Raw genomic sequence first — 16,108 nt, 5'->3', positions numbered from 1 at the left:
CGATGCGCAAACTTGTGGCGGGATAAGATGCCGCTATGAGTCGTCACAGAGCCGCCGCTTGTGCGCCTTCGAGCGACTGGATCGAAGGCGTGCTGGGCAAGCGGCACCGGTTGTCCGAGTTCTACGATCCGGCGGCCACGCGCGCAGACCAATCGGACCTGCTGTGGATGTTTTCCAAAGCCGGTGACGTCGAAGACGCTGCGTACAGGGCAGACGCGCAGCGAAACCTGGCGACGTCCGCGGCTTCACACGTGCTCCGGGAAGTCTTCGCGGAATTCGACTCCTATGTCCTGAGCCTGACCGAGCAGCGCACCATCGAGCATCGACCTCTGCGCTCGGAGGACAGTCTGCACAGTGATGTCTTCCTCGAGAGCCACGACCGCGAGAACAACTCGGACAGCTTCGGCGTCAAAATCGTCTTCACCGATTGGATCGGCGCACTGGTATTCACCACTTTCGCGACCTACGCCGGGCACCTCGATGCCCGCTCTGCAGACGTCGACGACACCGCGGCGTCGGATATGAAGGATCCGCCGTCGGATGGCATGCACGGGCTCGCCGTCAGTGAAACGTCACGGTCAGTGAGCTGACCAGGGACGCAGCGGCCACGGCCGTCGCATCCTCGGGTGACATTGCCACAAGCACCACTCGATCGCTGCTGCGCTGACGCGCGTCCTTCTCCGAAATCAGTACAACAACGGAATCGGTCGTCAATATCCGCGCGCTCTGTTCACCGCGTTCCCCCTCCGCCTGGACCGTCAGCACGTCCACGATGTCACCCTCCCGTAGGAGATCTGTGACTGCGGCGTCGGTCAGCCGGACGGGCACGATTCGGGCGTCGGCGGAACCGAGAGCTGCCCCAGCCAACCGCGGAGTGAGCAGTCGGACATCGGTGAGAGGCTCGCCGGCACGGATCGGGCCCGCCACTGTATGGGCCGTGGCGTCGGCGACATCCGTGATCGCGCCCTCGGGGACAGTTCCCGGCTCGTAACCGGTGATCCGGACGTCCTCGTTCTGGAGTGGCCTACCGGGAGCCAGATCGCGGGCCGCAACGACAATTTGTACGCGATCTGTCGCGGCGGCATCCCTGACGAACAGCACAGCCGCCAGGAAGGCAAGGGCCCCGGCGGCCACGCGACGGACAAGGACGGTACGAGTCCAGCCCGGCCGAACAAGGAGTCGATCCAACATCGTGGAGTCGAGTCGGGCATGTCGCTGTGGCATGAAAGTCACCGTAACGACGGACAGTCTGCATAAGCAGTAGAAACAGGCCTCGGCTGTGGATAACGCCGAGGCCTGTGGACAAACGAGAAAACTACGAGGTTGCTGCTGCTTTCGACGGTGTCGAAGAGGAGGTGCTCGGCGTCGAAGATGTGCTGCTCGAGCTGGATTCCTTGGCCTTCGTGTCCGTTTTCGCCGGTGCCGAATCGCTCTTGTCGCTCTTCGATTCGCCCGCGCTTTCGCTGGCGGTGCTCGCTCCGCTACGACTGTCGGTCCGGTAGAACCCGGTTCCCTTGAAAACGATTCCGACCGAGTTGAACAGCTTCCGTAACTTGCCGCTGCACTGAGGGCACACGGTCAGTGAGTCCTCGCTGAACGACTGCACAATGTCGAACCGGTTCTCGCACTCGGTGCAGGCGTATGAATAGGTGGGCATCGATGTTCCTCCGCGCTGGTCCACTGGTCAACTGGTCGACTGGTCACCATGGAGATTTCGCCATTGCTCGGTCGAGACCACTGGTGTGCCGAAAAAACTGCTGGAACTTCTCCGAGAAGGAGAGAGCATTAGCACTCTACAGTCATGACTGCCAACGCTGCCATTCAGGCAGCTATTCCCGATTCAAGGCAATGAGACCGCCGGAAGGGGTCAGGGCATGGGAAGCGCGTCGATCATGCGGTTCCTCGGGAAGTTCGTCCACCAACTCCGAGTCGCGAACGACAGCGACGACAGGGATTCCCGGAGCCACCAGCTCGAGTGTTCGGTCATAGAAACCGGCACCCCGGCCCAGCCTGACCCCGCGCCGATCGACTGCCAACGCGGGCACGAACACCACATCGCACGTAGCGACTCGCGCGGGAGGCAACAGCGGTCCGGTCGGTTCGGACAGGCCGTAGGAAGCAGCCTTCAGATTCTCGCGCCCTGTGTACTCCGCCCACTGCAACGGCCCTGGCTCCCTGGCCACAGGGACCAGTACGACCGGAGATCGAAGGCGAAGCGCGTCGAGCATGTCGAGCGACCCTGGTTCGCTTCCCACCGGGATATATGCGGCAACAGCGGACGCGCCACGCACCGTTTCGGCTGCGGCATGACAGAGTTTCAGCGACTCGTCTTCACGTGTGAGCGCACTCGAGGCCCGACGAGACGCGAGGACGCGTAGGCGCCACTCCTTCTTCGAGATCGGTTTCACAGCATTACCAGCAGCATCGTCTCTAGCAGCATGGGTCGAGCTTAGGCACCTCGGGAACAGTCGGCAGGCGCGGAGCGAGATCCGCGGTGACCATGGATAAGGTGGGCAGCATGACAGAAGCCGCAGCAGACGCTCCGACAACGCATGTCGGGCATCAAGGGCACTTTCGGACAGCGATCGTTCCGGCCGCCGGCATGGGGACACGCTTCTTGCCTGCCACCAAAACCGTTCCCAAGGAACTGCTTCCGGTCGTCGATACACCGGGAATCGAACTCGTTGCAGGTGAAGCGGCCGACTCCGGCGCCGAGCGTCTCGTGATCGTCACCTCGCCAGGCAAGGACGGCGTCGTCGCGCACTTCGTCGAGGATCTCGTTCTCGAGACGAAGCTCGAGAAGAGCGGCAAGTTGAAGATGCTCGCGAAGGTCCGCGTCGCTCCCTCGCTACTCGATGTCCAATCTGTCGTGCAGTCCGAGCCGCTCGGACTCGGACATGCAGTCGCATGTGCCGAAGAAGTACTCGACGACGACGAAGACGCTGTGGCAGTGCTGCTGCCCGACGACCTCGTACTTCCCCGAGGCGTGCTCGACGTGATGTCCCGGGTGCGGGCCAAGCGTGGCGGCACCGTGTTGTGTGCCTTCGAAGTACCCGAAGAAGACGTCTCCTCCTACGGAGTCTTCTCCGTCGAAACCGTCCCCGATGCGGTGAACCCGAATGTCCTCAAGGTCACCGGCATGGTCGAGAAGCCCAAGCGTGAAGATGCGCCGTCACTGTTCGCCGCGGCAGGCCGCTATCTACTCGATCGAGCGATTTTCGACGCCTTGCGACGCATCGAGCCTGGCGCTGGTGGCGAGATTCAGCTCACCGACGCCATCGCATTGTTGATCGACGAGGGTCATCCGGTTCACGTCGTCGTACATCGCGGTTCCCGACACGACCTCGGAAATCCCGGGGGATACCTACGCGCTGCGGTTGACTTTGCACTCGAACGCGATGATTACGGTCCGTCGTTGCGTGAATGGCTGACCGAACGACTGAGTGACGATTGGGCGCCGCAACTCACCACGTATGAATAGGCCCGTAGTACAGAGATAGAGAAGGGGCCAGATGCGCTCGGTTGAAGATCAGCAGACCAGAGTGACCGCTGCGGCGGTCGCTCCACGGCCTGTCCGAGTAGCGATTTCGGAAGCGCAGGGCTTGTTGTGCGCCGAGGAAGTGGTCACCGAGCGTCCACTGCCAGGTTTCGACCAAGCAGCCATCGATGGTTACGCCGTGCGCAGCGTCGATGTCGCTTCCGCCGGTACCGACTTGCGCAATGAGGACGACGAGCGGATCGAATTGACGCTGCCTGTCGTCGGCGAGGTCACCGCCGGCTCACGGCAACCCATTCGGTTGCAACCGCGGCAGGCTGTTCGGGTGGACACCGGTGCACCGCTCCCGACGCTCGCCGACGCGGTACTCCCGCTGGACCGCACCGATGCGGGACGGGCGCGCGTGCAGGTTTATCGACCGGTGCGCTCGGGCGACTACGTGCGCAAGATCGGGGACGACGTACAACCGGGTGATGTTGCCGTGCGGGCAGGCACCATCATCGGCGCAGCCCAGGTCGGTCTCCTCGCTGCAGTCGGGCGTGACAAGGTGCTGGTCCATCCGCGCCCGCGCCTGTCGGTCATTTCCGTCGGCGGAGAACTCGTCGACACCGATCGCACCCCGGGCCCCGGCCAGGTCTACGACGTCAACTCCTATGCGCTTGCGGCTGCGGCACGTGACGCCGGCGCAGACGTCAACCGCGTCGGAATCGTCAGCGGTGACCCCAAACGGTTACGTGAAGTCGTCGAAGGCCAGCTCATTCGCTCCGAGATCGTCGTCATTGCCGGTGCAGTCGGTGGCGGCGCCTCGGACAGCGTCCGGGAGGCACTGTCGGACCTCGGCGATCTCGAAGTCGAACGCGTCGCGATGCATCCAGGTTCGGTACAGGGTTTCGGGCAATTGGGCCGCGACGAAGTGCCGACGTTTCTACTTCCGGCCAACCCCGTCAGTGCACTCGTGGTGTTCGAAATCATGGTGCGGCCGCTTATCCGCATCGCGCTGGGACGTCGCCAGCCGATGCGTCGCACCGTGACTGCGCGAACGGTGGCGCCGATCACCTCGATCGAGGACCGCAAAGGGTTTCTCCGCGGTCAGCTGATGCGTGACGAAGGCTCGGGTGAATACCTCGTACAGGCTCTCGGTGGCGCGCCCGGATCCTCCTCACACCTGCTCGCCACGCTCGCCGAGGCCAACTGTCTCGTGGTTATCGAGCCGAATGTCACCGAAATCAGAACGGGTGAGGAAGTCGACGTGTCGTTCCTCGCCCAGCGGGGGTAACGAGTCCGCGGCGATGGTGCAGTGGCATCGCCGAAGGCGCTAATGTAAGACAGATGCCGCTCACGTGGTCGAGCCACCCAGGTTGGCCGGCGAAACTGGGACCTCTGACTGTTGCCGGGGGCAACGTCACTCTCCGCCCTGTGAAGCTTCGGGATGCGGGCGCCTGGAGTCGGCTCCGGCTCCGCGATCGCGACCACCTGGAGCCGTGGGAACCGACCGGTGAGGGCTCATGGGCCGCGCGACACCACATCTCGTCATGGCCCGCCTTGTGCTCTGGGCTCAAGTCCGAAGCGCGTAAGGGCCACATGCTGCCGATGGCCATCGAGGTCGACGGTGAATTCTGTGGACAAATGACTGTCGGCAACATTATTCGCGGTGCGCTTAAATCTGCATGGATCGGGTATTGGGTGGCCAAGGACGTCAATGGTCGCGGCGTTGCCACAGCAGCGTTGGCCATAGGTCTCGATCATTGTTTCGGTCCGCTCGGACTCCACCGTGTCGAAGCGACAGTGCGACCGGAGAACCTTCCGAGCCAGGCTGTACTACGTAACGTCGGGTTCCGTGAAGAGGGACTCCTGAGGGACTACCTCGACGTCGATGGGCGCTGGCGCGATCACCTCCTGGTGGCGCTGACTTCCAACGAGGTTCAGGGGACTGTCGCAGACCGGTTGGTGCGCAATGGACGGGCTGCGTGGGCTTAGAACTCGGACGCGTGTGCTCGTGACGGATGTGGCTGGAGTTGCCTGTGTGTAATCTGGTGTCGGCGCGTCGGCGGGGTTCGGCAGCAACTTCCGCATAGCCTGAAGACGTCATAGATGTCGGACCCAACAGGCATGAGAGGAGAACGCCGATATGCCCAACTCGATCATCTGGATCGGTCTTGTCGCAATCTGGTTGTTCGTCCTGCTGCCGATGATGATGAGTAAGCGCCCACGCATCATGCAGACGTCCGATGTCGCCCTCGCGACCCGCGTTCTGTACCGCGGCGGAACCACGAGACCCCAACGGGGACCTGCCGCCGGACACGCAAGCGACCCCGACTGGCGACCCGAGTACGACGAGCGCACATCGGCACCCGCCGGCGTCGTCTTCGGTCGTAACGCACCAAGCACCGACGCGGAGGACCCGATGGACACTCACGCAGAAACCGAAGAAATCGACACAGACGACGTCGAACGTGCCTACGTTCCGAGCCGTCGAGGACGCGGCGGCTTCGACGCCGAAGCTGACGCGATTGCAAGCGCCGCTCGATACTCCTTCCGGCAGCGCGCGGTACTCGGGTTGGTGTTCGCTGTCATCGCCACTGGCGCTCTCGCGGTCATCATGACGCCGATGTTGTGGTGGGCATGCACCCTCTCGGTCGCAGCCCTCGCTGGATACCTCTACTACCTGCGTCGGCAGGTCCAGATCGAGCAGGAGATCCGGCGGCGGCGGATGACCCGAGCGGGTCGCTCACGTCTCGGTGTGGAATCACGCACCGACGAAGAGCTCCGGCTAGTTCCACAGCGACTGCGTCGGCCCGGAGCCGTGGTACTGGAAATCGACGACGAGGACCCGGAGTTCGAGCATCTCGACCACTACGACGAGCCATTTCAGCAGTCCGCGCGCGAGAGCCATGGCGTACGACGGGCATCAGGGGCCTGACGTTCCGCGGTTTCCGATCCCTTTGATAGGGTTGCGCAGCAGTGTCAAACGCTGCACCAGGGGCTGTGGCGCAGTTGGTAGCGCGTCTCGTTCGCATCGAGAAGGTCAGGGGTTCGATTCCCCTCAGCTCCACCAGATGTAGGGCAGTACGAAACACGGCAGCGGCTATTCTGCGGGTATCAGGAGAGCTCATTCGAGTGGATGATTTCCGGGCGGCACTCGAAGCGACCGGTGAGCGTCGTGTGAAGGAAGAGGTCTCAGCCCGGTAGTCTTGCTACAAGTTGAGATCAGAGTTGGTGGTCGACGTCTACCGGGAAACGTCGACCTGGCCCAGCAGTCTCTAACGTGCGCACTGAGAGCTATGTGGAGAGTGAATGACTTTCGAGATTGTCGACCTCGAGGAAACGTGGGTCGCCGGTCTTCCTGTGCGTAGCCCCAAGCGGGCGTTGGGAAGGTTGGACGATCCCGCTCTGAATCGCGCGTGGTCCTCGGTACTCAAGCAAGAAATCTCCGGTCCGCTCGCATCCATTTATACAGACTTTGCACCCGGTATCGGATCATATAACACGCAAATAGTCGGTTATCGATGCTCTTCTTTGAGTCAAGTGACGCGGGGCCACCTCATAGCCAGGGTGCCGCGCGCAAAGTACGCGAAATTCTCCGCAGTGGGCCATTTCCCCGACGTCATGACGCGGTTGTGGAAACAGATCGACCATGCGGAAGATCAGGGTGAGATCAAGCGATTGTTCACCGGCGACTACGAGTGCTATCCGCACGCGTACAAAATCGATTTGTACTTGTCGATCGCATCTCCGGGACCGTCGGCATGACGCACAGCGTGACTGCGCGGGGTGCCGATTTGTTCGGTGGGTTGGTAGCCCCACTTGCCGTTCCGGGTTCCGAATCCAGCGGTAGCGAGCTGTTTCGCTTTCTGCGAGAACGCATTCGAGACAGGTCGGCCGACCCTGTTGCGGTCAGTACGGTCTTCGTTCCCGACGAGCTCGGCGACTACAACGCGCTGATCGGTTTGCCTTATTTGTCACCGAGCGATGTGCCTGTGGGGGACGTGTTCTTGCAAGTCCCGAGCGGAGTATTCGCAAAGTTCGTACCGATCGGTAATCTTCGCGATCCTATCGACGATGTCTGGGCCCAGGTCGATGAGGCAACTGAATCCGGAACACTATTCCGGGCATATAAAGAAGATATCGAAGTCGTTACACCGTCCGGTGAAGTGGAACTCTTTATCTCGGTTGTTATCTGATTCGGTGAGGTGTTCGCCGCATCGGGGCACCTTAAGTCACATTATGGACTTAGTTGTGGTTATTATTACCCTGCGAGTACGGGTTCAGTGAGTTCGAGACTACGGATTCCTTGTGACTCGGATGTCCACGCTGAACAGCGTAGGTGTCATGGTAGGTAACTGGGCAGGGGTGAACGATCATGGTTAGGCAACTGAGAGCGGAAGCAACACGAGCGGCCGCGCTTCGGGCGGCAGCGGATCTTTTTCTCGACGTCGGGCACGCGAACGCGACACTGAGCCAGGTGTCCGCGCAATCCGGCGTCACCAAGGGCGCCTTGTACTTCCACTTCGCGTCGAAGGAAGAACTCGCCCGCGCCATTGTCGACGAGGGTCACGAGCGCGTATCGACTGCGTGCGCTGGCTTGGTCGACAGTCGATCACCTGCACTCGAGTCGGTCATCGGCATCTCGTACTCTGTGCTCGAGCTGGCGGCTTCCGATCCTCTGGTCCGAGTGATGTATCGGCTGCAGATGGAGATCGACGGGTCCGAAACCGCAAGGGGCAGTGTTTTTTGCACCTGGGGAAACATCTTCGAGCATCTCTTCGATCGGGCGATCGAACACGGTGACGTCGCCGATCACCTCGACTCCGGAAACGCTTCGCTCCTCGTATGCGAGATGCTCGCCGGCGTTCTGATGGTGTCCGAAGCTCAGTCCGCACTGGAGAGTGCACCGTCCCGCATGGAAAAGGTATGGAACACCGTGCTTCCGTCACTCGTTCCGCCGAACAAGCTCGGATACTTCCGCGAGTTCGCAGCGCGCAGTCTGTCGAGCTTCGTGCCGTCCGAGGAATTCACCAACGCGTAGCGCTCACGTCTGAGCATGCTTGCTAAGGGTCGACGCCCGGCGGACACTGTGTGATATGAGCCACGCAACGAGTTACCGCGTAATGTCCGACACCGACCTTCGAAAAGCAATCGGTACTTTGCAGAGCCGCGCCGACGACGCACGTCGGCGCGGCTCTGAAGAGGATGCCGAGCGAATCGAGAAGACGGTCAACGAGTACCGCGACGAGATGTCGCGACGCTTGTGAGCTACCGGTTCAGGTCGGACCGAATCGTTCCGTTCGGATCCGGTACGGCGCATGACCAAGTTCGACGAGCATGTCGGCAGCCGACTCCACGAAACCTGTAGGACCGCACACAAAGCAGTCCGGCGCGGAGTCTGGCTGCCACTTATCCGACGCCAGATCCTGCGCAGTCAGTCGGCCCACTCGGCCGTCGTATTCCGGCGGCGCCTCGCGGGTGAAGCGATAGTCGACGTCGACGCCCTCCGGCAGTGAGCGGAGCTCTCGGGCGTAGATCAAGTCGACCGGAGATCTGACCGAATAGAGCAACCGGAACGAGGTCTTTCTCGCGCTGCGACTGCGGGCCCGCGTCATCGCCATCAGCGGCACGATGCCAGACCCTCCCGCAACCAGCAGGACCGGTGACGGGCGGGCCTCGTTCCAGACGAACCAACCGCCGATCGGTCCGCGCATCTCGATCCGCTCACCGACCTCCAGCGTGGACGTCAGGTAAGGCGATACCTCGCCGTCGGCGACGGTCTGAACCGTCAACGCGATTCGGTCACCGTCGCTCGGTTTGGCGAGAGAATAGCTTCGTTGCGCGCTGTATCCGTCCTCGGCGGTGAGACGAATGTCGACGTGCTGACCTGGCTGGTGTCCGGGCCAACCTTCGACGTCGTAGATCAATGTGCAGGCAGTGTCCGTTTCGAATATCTTCTCGACAAGTGTCGCGACGAGCCATTTCATGGTGCGTTCAATCTCCCTGGTATCGCTGTTCCTGCCAGGGGTCGCCGTAGTCGTGATAGCCGTTGCGCTCCCAGAAACCCGGTTCGTCTCGCATGAGTAGCGTCAACTTCTCGATCCATTTCGCGGACTTCCAGAAGTACAGGTGCGGCACCAGGAGTCGAGCTGGACCTCCGTGTTCGGGACTCAACGGCTTGCCGTCGAATGTGTATGCAAGCCAGGCTTTTCCGCCGCGCAGATCGGTCAGGGGGAGATTGGTGGTGTAACCGTCGTGGCTGTGCGCCATGGCGTGCGTGGCCTGCGTCTCGATACCGTCGAGAAGCGTGTCGAGCGAGATGCCACGCCACCGAGTGTCGAGTTTCGACCACTTGGTGACACAGTGAATATCCACTGTCGGCTTCTCTTCCGGCAGCGCACGCATTTGCTGCCAACTCCACTGATGCTTGGAGCCCATCTCGGTGGAGATGGTGAACTGCCACCGGTCCGTGTCCACCCTGGGTGTCGGACCGAGGGACAAGACGGGGAAATCGTCGACCAGGTACTGGCCTGGTGGGGTGCGACCGTCGTTGCCGCGACGCTTTCCGTGGAATCCTCGGGACACCAGTGCCATGGTCATCTCCTCGCCTTGTCTGCTCTGGAAGTGTCCTCCGCCTTGTTTCCTGTGACAACTCGGTGTTGCCCGTGACAACTTGGTCGACGCGTAAGGTGCGGTCAGGAACGCAAAGCAGCATGCCGCCGAGAGTGTGGGAGAAGAGACACCGACATGGGCATCACCGATTTACGCGGTAAGAAGACGTTCATCACCGGTGCAGGTAGCGGGATCGGCCGTGCGACAGCGCTCGCTGCCGGTGCGGCGGGTGCAGAACTCATACTCACCGACATCAACGACGTAAGCCTGAAGGGCACCGTCGACGCCGTCCGGGCTGCAGGTGGAAAGGTCTCTCGCTCAAAATCATTCGATATTTCCGTGTTCGAAGATGTGACTGCATTCGCAGACGAGGTCCATGCAGAGGGCGGCAGTCTCGACATCGTCATGAACGTCGCCGGCATTGCCGCGTGGGGAACCGTGGAGAATCTCGAGCATCGGCACTGGAAGTCCATGATCGATGTAAATCTGATGGGTCCGATCCATGTCATCGAGAACTTCCTGCCGCCGATGGTGAAAGCCGGCCGGGGTGGACACCTGGTGAACGTCTCTTCGGCCGCCGGGCTGATTCCATTGCCGTGGCATGCCGCCTACAGTGCGAGCAAATACGGATTGCGCGGCGCATCCGAGGTGCTCCGATACGACCTGAAGCGGCACGGTATCGGGGTGAGTCTCGTCGTGCCAGGCGGAGTCAAGACAGGCCTGGTCGACACGGTGGACATCGCGGGCGTCGACCGTGACGATCCGCGAGTGCAGAAGCTGCAGCGTCGGTTCGAAGCACGTGCCGTCCAACCGGAGACGGTGGCCGAGGCGATCCTGGCGGGCATCGTGAAGAATCGCTATCTGGTGTACTCGTCCAACGATATTCGGTTCGCTTACTGGTGGGCACGCAAGTTCGCGCCACCGTACGAGTTCGTGCTGCAGAAGGCCAACGATCAATTCAGCAAGCTGCTTCGGAAGTAGTTCGGCAGTTCGGTGAATGACCCAAGGTTGCGCACAGCGCATTACGGTTGAGTGATGACTGCAGAACTCGGCGCTGATTCCGAGGTCGGAACGCTACGTACGGTGATGCTTCACCGCCCGGGCGACGAACTGCGACGCCTTACACCCCGCAACAGTGATCAACTACTGTTCGACGGCATCCCGTGGGTCGATCGAGCGCAGGAGGAACACGACGCGTTCGCGGAACTGCTGCGCGGCCGCGACGTCGAAGTGCTGCTGTTGTCGACGTTGCTCACCGAGGCGATGACGGTGAGCGGAGCAGCGCGGATGCAGGGCATTTCGGCGGCGGTGAACGAGCGGCGTCTCGGCCGCGCGTTGGCGCACGATCTTTCCGCACACCTGCGAGGGGTCCCTGCAGCGGACTTGGCGCAGATCCTCATGGCAGGCATGACGTTCGACGAGCTTCTGGAAGCGGAGAGTGGTGACCCCGAACTCAGTGGTGCGTCACTGGTTCGTCGGATGCACCACGGAGCGGATTTCATCATCGACCCGCTGCCGAATCTGCTGTTCACGCGTGACTCCTCGTTCTGGATCGGTAATCGCGTCGCGATCACGTCCCTGGCGTTGCCTGCTCGTCTACGCGAGACGACCTTGACCGATCTGATCTATGCGTTCCATCCGAGGTTCCTCGGTATTCGGCGCGCCTACGAATCGCGGACGGCTCCGGTCGAAGGAGGCGATGTGCTGTTGCTCGCCCCGGGTGTGGTGGCGGTCGGGGTAGGGGAGCGCACCACTCCTGCCGGTGCAGAGGCATTGGCTCGCAGCCTGATCGAGGATGACCTGGCCCATACGGTGCTGGTTGTTCCTATCGCGCAGGAGCGTGCGTCCATGCATCTGGACACCGTGTGCACGATGGTCGACGTCGATGCCGTCGTGATGTATCCGGCCATTCAGAATACGCTGTCGGCGTACACGATTCGTCGAGAAGATGCCGGCGTTTCCATCCGCGGTGCCGATCCGTTTCTGGAGGCTGCAGCGGACGCCATGGGAATCGGCAAGCTCCGAGTCATCGATACCGGACTCGACCATGTCACCGCCGAACGCGAGCAATGGGACGACGGCAACAACACCCTCGCCCTTGCCCCCGGTGTCGTCGTCGCCTACGAGCGCAATGTCGAGACCAACGCCAGGCTGGAGGCGTCGGGCATCGAGGTGTTGCGGATCAGTGGTTCGGAATTGGGCTCCGGACGTGGCGGTCCGCGGTGCATGTCCTGCCCCGTGGCACGCGATTCGCTCGAGGCCTCTGCCTGAGTGGCAGGAAAGGCATCGTGGCCCACGCCGAACTGCGCATCACAAAATTTCGCAGACCTTGTCCGCTGGTCGCGCCAGCACCGTTCCCTGGTCCGTCACCACGATCGGCCGTTCGATGAGAATGGGGTGCTCGACCATCGCCGCGATGAGTTCGTCCTCGGAGGCGTGAGCCAAGTCGAGTTCCTTGTAGACCGGCTCCTGCGTGCGGATTGCTTGCGAGGCAGAAAGGCCGGCGTCGTCGAGAAGCTTGCGGAGACCGTCCTTCGTCGGCGGCGTGTCCAGGTATTTCACGATCGTCGGTTCCAGCCCGGATTCTTCGATGATCTTCAACGCAGTCCGAGAGGTGTTGCAACGAGGATTGTGGTAAATAGTCGCAGTAGAAGCCATGTTTGTTGATTCTGCCACCAGGGTAGGCGACTAGACATGACGGATCTGAGAGTAGTTATCGCTGGAGGCCACGGAAAGATCGCGCAGCACCTGATTCAGGTGCTCACTGCGCATGGCGACCGCGCGGTCGCATTGATTCGCAACCCCGAACACGAGAGTGCGGTGGAGGCACTGGGTGCCCTTCCCGTGGTGCTCGATCTGGAAACAGCGACGGTCGACGAGGTAGCCGAGGTTCTCGCCGGCGCCGACGCGGCCGTGTTCGCTGCCGGATCGGGCGGATCGGGTGGGGCCGCGAGAAAGGACTCGGTGGACCGAGCAGGTTCGGTGCTCCTGGCCGACGCCGCGGAGAAGGCCGGAGTCAAGCGGTTCATTCAGATCAGTTCCTTCGGTGCAGGTGAGCCGGTAGCCGCTGACGCCGAGGACAGCTGGAAGGCGTACATGGCTGCCAAGACGGCGGCCGAGGAAGATTTGAAAGCCAGAACGAAACTCGACTGGACCATCCTTCGTCCGGGCGGATTGACCGACGAGGACGCGACGGCGCATATTGCCTTGTCCGAGCCACCACTCGAGCGAGGAACGGTGCCGCGCGGCGACGTTGCAAAGGTGATTGCAGCCTTGATCGAAACGCCGTCGACGATCGGGAAGACACTGATGTTGACTTCGGGTGGGGTACGCCTGGAAGATGCCCTCTGACTGTCCTGGTTCTGCAGGCGCACGAGAGCAAAGGGTCCATATGCGAGTGCACCTCGATCCAGCATCCAGAACCCCACTGTACGAGCAGCTCCGCAGTGGAATTCTCGATCTGGTGCGAAGCGGAGAATTGATCGCGGAGACGAAGATTCCTACGGTCCGGGGATTGGCTGCGGAGCTTTCCATTGCACCGCACACCGTGGCGAAGGCGTACCGGGAACTCGAGCAGCAGGGAGTCATCGAGGCTCGCGGTCGGCTCGGTACCTTCATCGCGTCCGGAGGTGATCCCACCGAGGACAATGCCGCCCGGGCAGCAATGACGTACGTGGCCGAACTTAGGGCATTGGGGTTGTCCGATGAGCGAGTGCGAAACCTCGTGGACGTCGCTCTCGCTGCAAGTTGACGGTTCAACCTAGTCGTGACAAAGTTGCCGTGTCTTGATGCCGCCTCGAAGGACCTGATATGAAATCGAACATCTTCCGTGACATCGCAACGCTGGTGGCCCGAATCGGGCTCGGCATCATTTTCATCGCCCACGGTTGGCAAAAACTCAACACCAACGGTCTCGACGCCACCAAAGCCGCCTTCGACGGCATGGGCGTCCCGTTGGCCGGGTTCTCCGCCTACTTCGCAACCTTTGTCGAACTCATCGGCGGAGTCGCACTCGTTCTCGGCATCTTCACACCGATCGTCGGCATCTTGCTCTTCCTCGACATGCTGGGTGCATTGTTGTTCGTGCACTACGACAAGGGAGTCTTCGTCGGCGAGGGTGGCTACGAATTGGTGGTAGCGCTCGGAGTTGGATCCCTACTGTTGGCGGCCGTCGGCGCCGGACGATTCAGCCTCGACGGGGTCTCCGGAGGCAAGACGAGCTTGGCGAAAATGCGCAAACGCCGCTAGCGCGTGTCTCCAAGATGGTGCGGTGGCGTGAGCAAAGGAAAACCGCACGCAGTAGTGCCCCGCCCGGTACGTGAACGCCAGCTTGTCGTACCGGGTCGTCAAGCCCTGCCGCGTGTCTACACCTCAGGCAACGGCGATACGGAAATCGGGGGTTTCCAAGCAGTGCTCGCAGGACGAGGGGTGGTGCGTCATCGTCTCGGACACCACGCCCGAAGGATGCTCCTGCAGAAGCTGAGTTTCCATTCGACTGACGAACAGCTTGCCGCGGGCATAGGAGGCGGGGCCAGAGCTGTCTGACGCCCAAGGCCGACCAGAGTAGCTACTCCGTCTTTCGGATGAAACGAGAAACATCGACCGCGATCGAGGCGACTACATCCGCGTTGGCCGGGTCCTCGAACGCACCCGGTGTCGTCCACTCGACGGTGCCGGTCACTGCCTCACCTAGTAGGTCGATGGACGATGTCGCACCGTCGGGGTCGATGCGTCGCAGACTGTTGGTTCCGTCGACGCACCACTGCGTACCGTCAGGGCCGGTTGCTCGATCTGCGCGAGAGCCTGTGATGCCTTCTGGTTCGTCGACGGGCACGATGCGTCGAGCGCTTCTGTCCAACAACCGAACTCGTTGCGTATCCGGGTAGGTGCGTATGACGCCGTACCGCCGGTCGCTACTCATGTGCGACCGGGTGGATCCCAGGAAGTACAGCTGTCCGTCTTGGACTGCGCTGGCCCAACCACCTTCGGCGATGATTCGGTCGACACTCAACGCCCCGTCGGGATCAATGGTGCAGTAGTGGGTGTCGTGCTCGGACGTGTTCCAGATCCCGTCGTCGACGGCATGTATTCGACGTACCCAGCGGTCGACCGGTGGCTCGATCGTCTGCGGCAGAACGTAGCGGGTGATGATCGGCGTTGTGCCCGCAGTCCGAACGCGAAGCAGGATCGGATCCGACTGGGCATAACCCAGACGGTATTGCCGTCGAGCGTCACTGCTCCGGCCACGAAAGGTGTTGGCATCGTGGGTACATTGTCTAGATCGAGTTCGAGTAGCACACCCGATTCGACGAAGTCACCGTCTTGGGTTTTCTCGGTGGGCGACCAGTTGCCAGCGGCAGGAACCATCTCGATCGCAGTAAGTCGATCGGTGCCGGCAATGCCGGTCCAACCGTTGTCCATCGGCTCTACCTGCTTGTGCACCAAATGCATTCGAGTGATGCGTCCGCACACGCGGGGAGGAGTGTCGATGCCGTTCAGCTCACCGGATCCAGCGCTGAAGATACCCGTCAGTGTGACCGGACCATGGGTGGGTTCATCTGTCCACCACTGGCTGCTCCAACCGTCGCCGTAGAGGAGATGAAGCCACCGCAATTGGCCGTCGCGGTGCCGGGTAGGTCCTCTGCCGTAAGCCGGTCGGGCGGTTGCAGTACGGGTCTCATCGCGGATTGATGGTGCATCCGCCGACGAACAGTGCTCGAGGACGACGTCTGCAGCGTCACCGACCGATGCACGGGGAAAGGAACCGTCCTGAATGACCCACCCTGCAATGAAAACGCGGAGGGTGCGTGGGTTTGGTTTGTAGCGTTCATCCAATTCCCGACGCAGTAGGGGAGTCCGCACGACGAGGCGTGACGGGCGTCGAGTCACCGTGTGTCGCACAGTACCGGCGCACCCCGTCGAATTCAACGGCCACACCGCAGCGACGAAGTGTGGAGTCGGGCCGCGTCAGGCTGCAGCCGTGAAAGTTTTGTTGCGGGTCGACTGACAGCCGTG

22 protein-coding genes and 1 tRNA gene are annotated in these 16,108 nt (G+C 61.7%); 15 read left to right on the top strand and 8 right to left on the bottom strand.

From position 1 onward, the window contains the following. Positions 1-35: 35 nt before the first annotated feature. The gene (locus ABIB36_RS00355; protein WP_354558853.1) at positions 36-590 is read left to right on the top strand and encodes a hotdog family protein; all 555 of its coding nucleotides are present in this window, start codon (positions 36-38) and stop codon (positions 588-590) included. On the opposite strand, the gene ABIB36_RS00350 is transcribed toward ABIB36_RS00355, so the two are convergent. From ABIB36_RS00350 to ABIB36_RS00340, 3 genes are all read right to left on the bottom strand, one after another. Then, positions 562-1,224 carry an SAF domain-containing protein gene (locus ABIB36_RS00350; RefSeq protein WP_084347852.1) on the bottom strand — a complete coding sequence of 221 codons (663 nt, stop codon included), beginning with the start codon at positions 1,222-1,224 and terminating at the stop codon, positions 562-564. The genes ABIB36_RS00355 and ABIB36_RS00350 overlap by 29 nt on opposite strands. A 91-nt stretch (positions 1,225-1,315) precedes the next feature. Further along, complete coding sequence (locus tag ABIB36_RS00345) at positions 1,316-1,657, bottom strand: FmdB family zinc ribbon protein (protein WP_354558852.1); 342 nt, start codon at positions 1,655-1,657, stop codon at positions 1,316-1,318. Positions 1,658-1,829: 172 nt separating this feature from the next. Then, complete coding sequence (locus ABIB36_RS00340; RefSeq protein WP_084348072.1) at positions 1,830-2,399, bottom strand: 5-formyltetrahydrofolate cyclo-ligase; 570 nt, start codon at positions 2,397-2,399, stop codon at positions 1,830-1,832. A gap of 119 nt (positions 2,400-2,518) precedes the next feature. On the opposite strand from ABIB36_RS00340, the gene ABIB36_RS00335 reads away from it, so the two are divergent. The 9 genes from ABIB36_RS00335 to ABIB36_RS00295 all read left to right on the top strand — a co-directional run bounded on the left by ABIB36_RS00335 (position 2,519) and on the right by ABIB36_RS00295 (position 8,748). Next, on the top strand, positions 2,519-3,481 hold the full coding sequence (locus ABIB36_RS00335; protein WP_084348073.1) for a UTP--glucose-1-phosphate uridylyltransferase: 963 nt from the start codon (positions 2,519-2,521) through the stop codon (positions 3,479-3,481). 31 nt (positions 3,482-3,512) lie between these two features. Continuing rightward, on the top strand, positions 3,513-4,772 hold the full coding sequence (glp, locus tag ABIB36_RS00330; RefSeq protein WP_084347856.1) for a molybdotransferase-like divisome protein Glp: 1,260 nt from the start codon (positions 3,513-3,515) through the stop codon (positions 4,770-4,772). A 53-nt stretch (positions 4,773-4,825) separates the two neighbouring features. Further along, positions 4,826-5,473, top strand: coding sequence for a GNAT family N-acetyltransferase (locus ABIB36_RS00325; protein WP_084347858.1), 648 nt, complete (start codon positions 4,826-4,828; stop codon positions 5,471-5,473). Between the two features lie 151 nt (positions 5,474-5,624). Then, the gene (sepX, locus tag ABIB36_RS00320; protein ID WP_084347860.1) at positions 5,625-6,416 is read left to right on the top strand and encodes a divisome protein SepX/GlpR; all 792 of its coding nucleotides are present in this window, start codon (positions 5,625-5,627) and stop codon (positions 6,414-6,416) included. A 59-nt stretch (positions 6,417-6,475) separates the two neighbouring features. Then, positions 6,476-6,551 (top strand) — tRNA-Ala (locus ABIB36_RS00315). A gap of 239 nt (positions 6,552-6,790) precedes the next feature. Beyond that, the gene (locus ABIB36_RS00310; RefSeq protein ID WP_084347862.1) at positions 6,791-7,246 is read left to right on the top strand and encodes a GyrI-like domain-containing protein; all 456 of its coding nucleotides are present in this window, start codon (positions 6,791-6,793) and stop codon (positions 7,244-7,246) included. 29 nt (positions 7,247-7,275) lie between these two features. After that, positions 7,276-7,677, top strand: coding sequence for an effector binding domain-containing protein (locus tag ABIB36_RS00305; protein WP_256895768.1), 402 nt, complete (start codon positions 7,276-7,278; stop codon positions 7,675-7,677). A gap of 179 nt (positions 7,678-7,856) precedes the next feature. After that, entirely contained in the window at positions 7,857-8,522 is a 666-nt protein-coding gene (locus ABIB36_RS00300) for a ScbR family autoregulator-binding transcription factor (RefSeq protein ID WP_084347864.1), read from the top strand. A 55-nt stretch (positions 8,523-8,577) separates the two neighbouring features. Then, the gene (locus ABIB36_RS00295) at positions 8,578-8,748 is read left to right on the top strand and encodes a hypothetical protein (protein ID WP_354558851.1); all 171 of its coding nucleotides are present in this window, start codon (positions 8,578-8,580) and stop codon (positions 8,746-8,748) included. A 9-nt stretch (positions 8,749-8,757) separates the two neighbouring features. On the opposite strand, the gene ABIB36_RS00290 is transcribed toward ABIB36_RS00295, so the two are convergent. Continuing rightward, positions 8,758-9,468 carry a ferredoxin reductase gene (locus tag ABIB36_RS00290; protein ID WP_084347866.1) on the bottom strand — a complete coding sequence of 237 codons (711 nt, stop codon included), beginning with the start codon at positions 9,466-9,468 and terminating at the stop codon, positions 8,758-8,760. 7 nt (positions 9,469-9,475) lie between these two features. Further along, on the bottom strand, positions 9,476-10,075 hold the full coding sequence (locus ABIB36_RS00285) for a sulfite oxidase-like oxidoreductase (RefSeq protein WP_084348075.1): 600 nt from the start codon (positions 10,073-10,075) through the stop codon (positions 9,476-9,478). Positions 10,076-10,228: 153 nt separating this feature from the next. On the opposite strand from ABIB36_RS00285, the gene ABIB36_RS00280 reads away from it, so the two are divergent. Next, positions 10,229-11,074: an SDR family oxidoreductase gene (locus ABIB36_RS00280; protein WP_084347868.1), complete on the top strand. Its 846-nt coding sequence runs from the start codon at positions 10,229-10,231 to the stop codon at positions 11,072-11,074. A 54-nt stretch (positions 11,075-11,128) separates the two neighbouring features. Further along, positions 11,129-12,364 (top strand): arginine deiminase, encoded by a 1,236-nt coding sequence (arcA, locus tag ABIB36_RS00275; RefSeq protein ID WP_084347870.1) that lies wholly within the window; start codon positions 11,129-11,131, stop codon positions 12,362-12,364. A 39-nt stretch (positions 12,365-12,403) separates the two neighbouring features. On the opposite strand, the gene arsC is transcribed toward arcA, so the two are convergent. After that, a complete protein-coding gene (arsC, locus tag ABIB36_RS00270; protein ID WP_084347872.1) occupies positions 12,404-12,751 on the bottom strand; it encodes an arsenate reductase (glutaredoxin) in 348 nt (115 codons plus the stop codon). 36 nt (positions 12,752-12,787) lie between these two features. On the opposite strand from arsC, the gene ABIB36_RS00265 reads away from it, so the two are divergent. Genes ABIB36_RS00265 through ABIB36_RS00255 form a run of 3 tightly spaced genes read left to right on the top strand, consistent with a single transcriptional unit; the run spans position 12,788 to position 14,341 of the window. Beyond that, positions 12,788-13,444: an NAD(P)H-binding protein gene (locus tag ABIB36_RS00265; RefSeq protein WP_084347874.1), complete on the top strand. Its 657-nt coding sequence runs from the start codon at positions 12,788-12,790 to the stop codon at positions 13,442-13,444. A 40-nt stretch (positions 13,445-13,484) separates the two neighbouring features. Beyond that, entirely contained in the window at positions 13,485-13,844 is a 360-nt protein-coding gene (locus ABIB36_RS00260; RefSeq protein WP_084347876.1) for a GntR family transcriptional regulator, read from the top strand. Positions 13,845-13,903: 59 nt separating this feature from the next. After that, complete coding sequence (locus ABIB36_RS00255) at positions 13,904-14,341, top strand: DoxX family protein (RefSeq protein ID WP_354558850.1); 438 nt, start codon at positions 13,904-13,906, stop codon at positions 14,339-14,341. 319 nt (positions 14,342-14,660) lie between these two features. On the opposite strand, the gene ABIB36_RS00250 is transcribed toward ABIB36_RS00255, so the two are convergent. Then, the gene (locus tag ABIB36_RS00250) at positions 14,661-15,104 is read right to left on the bottom strand and encodes a hypothetical protein (protein ID WP_354558849.1); all 444 of its coding nucleotides are present in this window, start codon (positions 15,102-15,104) and stop codon (positions 14,661-14,663) included. Beyond that, a complete protein-coding gene (locus ABIB36_RS00245) occupies positions 15,101-15,982 on the bottom strand; it encodes a hypothetical protein (RefSeq protein WP_354558848.1) in 882 nt (293 codons plus the stop codon). The genes ABIB36_RS00250 and ABIB36_RS00245 overlap by 4 nt, the downstream gene beginning before the upstream one ends. Positions 15,983-16,108 lie beyond the last annotated feature (126 nt).

The sequence above is a fragment of the Rhodococcus sp. UYP9 genome (assembly GCF_040547235.1).
GTDB lineage: Bacteria > Actinomycetota > Actinomycetes > Mycobacteriales > Mycobacteriaceae > Rhodococcoides.
The sequence above is the reverse complement of the archived record's forward strand: the minus strand, read 5'-3'. Positions and strand labels throughout refer to the sequence as shown.

Coding starts and splice junctions, on each gene's coding strand:
- sepX (WP_084347860.1), top strand. CDS start 5,625: ATGCCCAACTCGATCATCTGGATCGGTCTTGTCGCAATCTGGTTGTTC.
- ABIB36_RS00355 (WP_354558853.1), top strand. CDS start 36: ATGAGTCGTCACAGAGCCGCCGCTTGTGCGCCTTCGAGCGACTGGATC.
- ABIB36_RS00310 (WP_084347862.1), top strand. CDS start 6,791: ATGACTTTCGAGATTGTCGACCTCGAGGAAACGTGGGTCGCCGGTCTT.
- ABIB36_RS00300 (WP_084347864.1), top strand. CDS start 7,857: ATGGTTAGGCAACTGAGAGCGGAAGCAACACGAGCGGCCGCGCTTCGG.
- ABIB36_RS00260 (WP_084347876.1), top strand. CDS start 13,485: ATGCGAGTGCACCTCGATCCAGCATCCAGAACCCCACTGTACGAGCAG.
- ABIB36_RS00325 (WP_084347858.1), top strand. CDS start 4,826: ATGCCGCTCACGTGGTCGAGCCACCCAGGTTGGCCGGCGAAACTGGGA.
- ABIB36_RS00285 (WP_084348075.1), bottom strand. CDS start 10,075: ATGGCACTGGTGTCCCGAGGATTCCACGGAAAGCGTCGCGGCAACGAC.
- arsC (WP_084347872.1), bottom strand. CDS start 12,751: ATGGCTTCTACTGCGACTATTTACCACAATCCTCGTTGCAACACCTCT.
- glp (WP_084347856.1), top strand. CDS start 3,513: ATGCGCTCGGTTGAAGATCAGCAGACCAGAGTGACCGCTGCGGCGGTC.
- ABIB36_RS00345 (WP_354558852.1), bottom strand. CDS start 1,657: ATGCCCACCTATTCATACGCCTGCACCGAGTGCGAGAACCGGTTCGAC.
- ABIB36_RS00265 (WP_084347874.1), top strand. CDS start 12,788: ATGACGGATCTGAGAGTAGTTATCGCTGGAGGCCACGGAAAGATCGCG.
- ABIB36_RS00280 (WP_084347868.1), top strand. CDS start 10,229: ATGGGCATCACCGATTTACGCGGTAAGAAGACGTTCATCACCGGTGCA.
- ABIB36_RS00335 (WP_084348073.1), top strand. CDS start 2,519: ATGACAGAAGCCGCAGCAGACGCTCCGACAACGCATGTCGGGCATCAA.
- ABIB36_RS00350 (WP_084347852.1), bottom strand. CDS start 1,224: ATGCCACAGCGACATGCCCGACTCGACTCCACGATGTTGGATCGACTC.
- ABIB36_RS00255 (WP_354558850.1), top strand. CDS start 13,904: ATGAAATCGAACATCTTCCGTGACATCGCAACGCTGGTGGCCCGAATC.
- ABIB36_RS00295 (WP_354558851.1), top strand. CDS start 8,578: ATGAGCCACGCAACGAGTTACCGCGTAATGTCCGACACCGACCTTCGA.
- arcA (WP_084347870.1), top strand. CDS start 11,129: ATGACTGCAGAACTCGGCGCTGATTCCGAGGTCGGAACGCTACGTACG.
- ABIB36_RS00290 (WP_084347866.1), bottom strand. CDS start 9,468: ATGAAATGGCTCGTCGCGACACTTGTCGAGAAGATATTCGAAACGGAC.